This window comes from Microcoleus sp. B4-C2, assembly GCF_036705265.1.
GTDB lineage: Bacteria > Cyanobacteriota > Cyanobacteriia > Cyanobacteriales > Microcoleaceae > Microcoleus.
This window is the reverse complement of the sequence record NZ_JAUBUB010000137.1, coordinates 7584-13781: the sequence shown is the minus strand read 5'-3', so window position 1 is coordinate 13781 and position 6198 is coordinate 7584. Positions and strand designations below refer to the sequence as shown.

Genomic DNA, 6198 nt, shown 5'->3' with positions numbered 1-6198 from the left:
GGCGTCCCGCCCGTCCAAAAAAGACGGGCGGGACGCCCATCCCACAAACTTGTGGAAGTTATTTAATTCTCATTCCTAAGAGGCCGATCGCACTAAAATGACTGTACAGTCGCACCCGCGCGCCACAGCTTCCGGGATATTCCCGTGAATCACCTGCTTCAGCAGCCCTTCACGGCTTGCTCCCAGGACGATCGCATCGCACTGATCGTTCTGAGCCAAATCAATTAAAGCATCAGAAACCGATTTAGCGCAAACCGAAGTCGCTATTATCGAACAGCTAACCCTGCGCTTGATAAACTCCGCTGCTTGCTTTAATTCTCCGCGATCGGGTTCTGCAACAGAAGGCTGATGAACCTGACACAATTTAATCTCCGGTACAGCACTCGCAGCCACCAAAGCAGGTAGCAGCCGCAAAGCCGCAGCTTGCTTGTAACTGCCGCGAATAGGCACCAACCAGCGGTGCAAACCCATCAGCGTGTGCAGTCCCAATTCTGGGGCTGGAATGTCTGAATTCGGCGGGGAAAGTTCAGTCTCTGGATTCGCTGATGAATCTGAGGATATCGCCAATGGGGGATTATCTGCGCCGTCAACTTTTTCGGGATTTAACTCCCATTCTATAGAGGTATATTTCCGCCCGCTGAAAGTGGCAGAAAACTCATTTTTCTTGCGTGTTGCTAATAGTTTTTCGCTCCACTTCACCAAAATAACCTCGCAGCCTGCTTGCCGAATTACGGTATCCACCACATCACCAAAAATGCGTTCTTTTGTGGATAATTCGCCTTGCCAGCCCATCAAAATCAAATCGATATGTCGCTCCTTAATTGTCTCCAAAATCGCGTTAGGCACGTCGTGAGCTACCCGTATTTGGGTGTGTACTGGCAAGTTCAAATTGCGAACAATTCGCTCGGCTTGTTGTAGCAGGCGGCGGCTTTTGGTTGTCCGCACTGCGCTTTCGGAGGGGGAACTGTTGCGCGGTACTATGATGATTTGCAGGCATTCTAATTCGTAATTACGATCGCGCGCAATCGCCGCCGCCAGCCGCAGCAAAGCGGGTGCTGTTTGGGGGTTGGAAAGCGGCACTAATAAGCGGCCGTTTCCGACTTGCGGAGCCCTGGTTTGATAGACAACATAGGAAGGTTCTGGATGCGGGCCCTGGGTTGTTTCTCCGGTGAGGCGATCGGATTCAACTCGGATAATGTCGCTGCGGGTAATAATTCCCACCAAACGCCGGCCTTCTACGACTGGCAAGCGGCTGATATTGTAGTTGTTGAGCCTGTACAATACCTCGCTTAAAGTATCCCTTGCTTTGACTGCGATCGGCCCTACAGTCATAAATTCTTTAAGCAGCGAGTTGCCGGACAAATTGCGATCGCTGGCATTTGCCAAATCGGTTTGACTGACAATTCCGACTAATTTGCCATCTTCAACTACTGGAAATCCTCGGTGGTGCGATCGCGAAAAAGCCTGCATCACTTCATCGAAAGTCAGCAGACTCGAAAGAGTTTCAACTCGGCGCTGCATCACGTCATCTGCGTGCAAGTCGCTCAAAGTATTGCTGGCAGCTTTTGCCTTTGTCAGTTGAATGCCGTTAAACTCCAAAAGGCGATCGTAAAAAGAGCCACTGTCCACCTTTTCCGCCACCAAATAAGCAACTACAGAACAGATCATCAAAGGCAGCACTAATTTGAAATCCGCCGTAATTTCAAACACAATCACTACCGCAGTAATCGGCGCCCTAGAAACCGCACAAAAAAACGCTCCCATTCCCGCCAAAGCGTAAGTTACCGGCAAACCGACACCCAGGGAATCTGCCTGCACAATTCCCACCATGTGACCGAGTGCAGAACCCATAACTAGGGCCGGGGAAAACAATCCTCCCGGAGCTCCAGAAGCAGCGGAAATAATTGTCAGAAAAAAGTGAGCTATAAAAGCAATTAAACTCGTTATGCCGCTTGCTTCGCCAGTCAGCAAAAACTCCCGCAAACCCGTATTGTTGCGGAAAGTTTCTGGAAGAAAACCTATTACTAAACCGCAGGTTAAGCCAGCTAGAGCCATTCGTACAGGCAAAGCTAATTTGAGCGATCGCCTGTTAAATTGCAAGCTAGCCATAATCCCTTTGGTGAACAAAGCTCCCAGCCATCCCGCTAAAACTCCTAACAGTATATAAAACGGGATTTCCTGAGCATCAAAACTGGTTTGGTACGCGCGAAGGTTCAAATTTAAACTATCGCCGCCCAAAAGCTGCGAGACAACTGCACCGATAAATGAAGCGATAATTGCAGTCCCTAAAGTCAATCCCGAAACATCGTGCAGCAGTTCTTCAACTACAAACAAAACTCCTGCAATGGGAGTATTGAAACCAGCAGCCAATCCCGCAGCAGCACCGCAAGCAATCAATTGTCTGCGGTAGTCTGGGGAAGTAGGCATCAAGTGACCTATCCAGCCGGCCAAAGATGCTCCTATTTGCACAGTCGGGCCTTGCCTGCCTAAAGTTAAACCGGAACCAACTGCTAAAATAGTCGTCAGAAGTTTGGCGACAGCTACTCGTAAATCTAAGGAAAGATTGACTCCGCCAAGAGCAGCTTTGACGTGAGGAATGCCGCTGCCGGCAGTTTCGGGAGCAAAACGCTCAACCAAGAAACCTGTCAGCAACCCGCCGCATAAACCGACGCTGGGCAGTAATATCCAAGCTGGGATTAATGTCGAGGTAGCAACTCGCCAACTGCCGAGCCATCCGACTCCTGACTTTAGCAAAACCCCAGCGAGTCCTGAAATTAAACCGATCAGACAAGCTTCAAAAATGGCTAGGCGTTTGGGCCGTAAAAAAAGTTGAGATTTGATGACCCTGGAAGGTTCCCTAAATTGTTTAGGGATAGTTATGTACGGCATAAATAGCGTAGATGACCTGAGAATTGTCTGCTCGATCGCACTTTAGCGAAAAATCCTTCGACTTGGCAAAATATAACTAATTTTTAACCGGAGGTGCCCGCAAATAAACCCTGATTAATTCTATAGGTTTATAGAACCAATTTGATATATTGCGAGCGATCGCTCGCAAGCAGTCGAAGGGCTCACAGGAGTCCATTTACCATAACAAGTACCGAAGAACTACTTCCCTGATTTGTTGAGATTCACTTTGGTGAGGATTCTTTCGCCCTTTTGCCCTCTTCAATTCCAGTTACACAACAACCCTCAAAAGTCAACCCTCAACCGCCCTCATCGCCAAAGATCCGACTTTTCCGACTTATCCGACTGGAAGATCCGACTTTTCCGACTTCTACAAACAGCCGCCCGCAGAAATAATAGAGATAGCGAAACTCAAGCCGCGATCGCTTGGGTTCTATATGCAGTTGGATATTTGTGAACTGTAACAGCTAATTTTTTTTCCTGGGAATTAGTTGAGCGATCGCCACCAATTTATGACAAAATCTATCTTAGGGGGGATGCGGGAGAAGGCGATCTAATCTATAAACCGATGCGATCGCCTTCTCCACGCATCCCCGATCGCTTTCAGAAACAGTTAAGAAAATTATCAGGGGAGCCTTGTTATGACCGATCTATCCAAATTGCTGAAAGAGTTAAATGCAGACCGAAAAGATCCCAACGATCGGCGGTTATTTCAAGAGCAGTGGTGGCTGTTCAACACAGGACAGAGAGTAGAGAATAATATTGGCACCGCAGGCACTCCCGGTATTGACCTGAATGTACTGCCTTTGTGGCCGTTCTACACAGGCAAAGACATCAAAGTAGGTGTCGTTGATGACGGCCTCGACGGCAACCACGAAGATTTTGCAGGCAACTTCAATCAATCGCTTTCCCTGCCAGACAACTTAGGGGGCCCCTTTCCACCGACGGGTAACGACAATCACGGTACGGCTGTAGCTGGCATTATCGGAGCTAGAAGAAACAATGTCGGTACAGTGGGTATTGCTTACGAAGCAAACATCGCGGGCTTCAAATTTACCGGTACGGCTATTGGCAGTAGTTTAGAGAGGCAGGCTAACTTCGACGTTTCCAACAATAGCTGGGCCTATGAGTTCAGCTTTCTTAACCAGGACGCCCTGGTTAACGCCATCCACAAGGCTGTTGAAACCGGCCGCAAGGGTTTGGGGACAGTATTTGCCTTTGGCGCGGGAAACTTTCGCGAATACGTTAACCCAAACGCGGCAGCAGAACCACAACAGCGGGGGAGCAATGCCAACTTAAGCCGTGTATCAAACAGCCGCGATGTAATTGTCGTAGCAGCGATCGACAATAAGGGAGTTGTTGCCCCATACAGCACTCCAGGTGCGTCGCTTCTCGTCTCAGCCTTCGGCGACAGCCCCGCCAGTATCGCTACCGTCGATCGTACTGGCAAGGATGGCTACAACACAGACGACACAGCAAAAAATAGGGGAAACTTTCCCAACTCCAACTACACCAACGACTTTAGTGGCACGTCAGCAGCAACGCCGATGGTTTCGGGAGTTGCAGCGTTAATCCTGCAAGCCAATCCCAAACTCGGCTACCGCGACGTTCAGGAAATCCTTGCTTACTCCGCCCGCAAAAATGACCCCGATAATCAATCGGTTGCAAGCACACAGTATGCAGGTGGGAAAATTCCGAAAGATACTTGGACCTTTAACGGTGCTAAAAACTGGAACGGCGGCGGACTCCATGTCAATCACGACTACGGCTTCGGATTAGTCGATGCCACAGCAGCAGTGCGTTTGGCTGAAACTTGGCAACCGCGATCGGGACCTGCCAAAAATGAAGCGGCAACTGCGGCAATTAATAATGAGAAATCTAAACTTGTCAATTTGACCCTGCCAACACCGATAGAGATTCCTGACAATAACTCTACAGGAATTACTCAAACTTTCAAGTTCGATTCAGGCATCAACATCGACAAGCTCGAACTAGACTTGAATATCGAGCACGGTCAATTTCAAGACTTAGTAGTCAAGCTGACATCTCCCGATAAAACCGAGAGTATAATTCTCGATCGTGTCCCTTACTACACCCAGGTAAATCAGGCTGACGGTACCAAAGCTGACTACGGTTTCAAAGGCCCAACCCTCAACTACACCTTCAGCAGCGCCCGCCACTGGGGAGAAACCGGCCTTGGCGATTGGACGCTGAACATTTCAGATAATAGCGCCACTCCCGACCCCGAAAATACCACTCAAAATAACACTGGCCAACTCAAAGGCGCAACTTTACGGCTGTACGGCGACGACATCATTACCGACAACACCTACATTTACACCAACGAGTTCGCAAGTTTCACCGATGCTACTCGCAAAACTCTCACCGACACCAACGACGGCAACGACATCATCAACGTTGCCGCCATCACTGACGACGTTATTATCGACCTAGCGCCCGGTGGAAAAAGTACCCTACCAGGCCGCACAGTCACAGGCGACAAACTCCCTCCTCAAACCCTGACCATCGCCCCCGGCAGCATCATCGAAAATGCCTTTGCTGGCGCAGGAAATGACTCAATAGTGGGCAACGAAGCAGCCAACACCCTCTGGGGCGGCGGCGGCAACGACACCCTCGTCGCCTCCGGTACCGGCGACACCCTCTGGGGCGGCGGCGGTAGCGACTCCCTAGTGGGAAGCATGGGAGACACTACTTACATCCTCGATGCCCTGACAGCCGGAGGCAGCAGAATTAAAAATGTTGGTGGCGCCGCCAATAATTTAATCCTCAACAACGCCACCCTGACAAAAACCCTGGCAGTAGGGCAGTACGGGATTGCCAAAAAAGGTAACAATTTGCTGATCGACTTGAATGCTGACGGCAAGGTAGAATCAAGACTTGATTTGACCATTGAAGACTTTTACTTGCCTGGTAGCGGCCGCTTCCTAAACGTCGGCAACCTGCTTGGTAGTGACATTCTCCCGGTTCCGACTCCAACTCCGGCAACACCGACTCCAACTCCGGCAACACCGACTCCAACTCCGGAAACACCGACTCCAACTCCGGCAACACCGACTCCAACTCCGGCAACACCGACTCCAACTCCGGAAACACCAACTCCAACTCCGGCAACACCAACTCCAACTCCGGCAACACCAACTCCAACTCCGGCAACACCAACTCCAACTCCGGAAACACCAACTCCAACTCCGGAAACACCAACTCCAACTCCGGCAACACCAACTCCAACTCCGGAAACACCAACTCCAACTCCGGAAACACCAACTCCAA

General features: G+C 50.0%; 2 protein-coding genes. One reads left to right on the top strand and one right to left on the bottom strand.

The window, feature by feature from the left end; translation table 11 throughout:
• Nucleotides 1–75 precede the first annotated feature (75 nt).
• Nucleotides 76–2889, bottom strand: coding sequence for a chloride channel protein (locus QUB20_RS26495; protein ID WP_333246856.1), 2814 nt, complete (start codon nt 2887–2889; stop codon nt 76–78).
• 659 nt (nt 2890–3548) lie between these two features.
• On the opposite strand from QUB20_RS26495, the gene QUB20_RS26490 reads away from it, so the two are divergent.
• A partial coding sequence (locus QUB20_RS26490) for a S8 family serine peptidase (protein ID WP_333291771.1) occupies nt 3549–6198 on the top strand: 2650 nt, incomplete at its 3' end.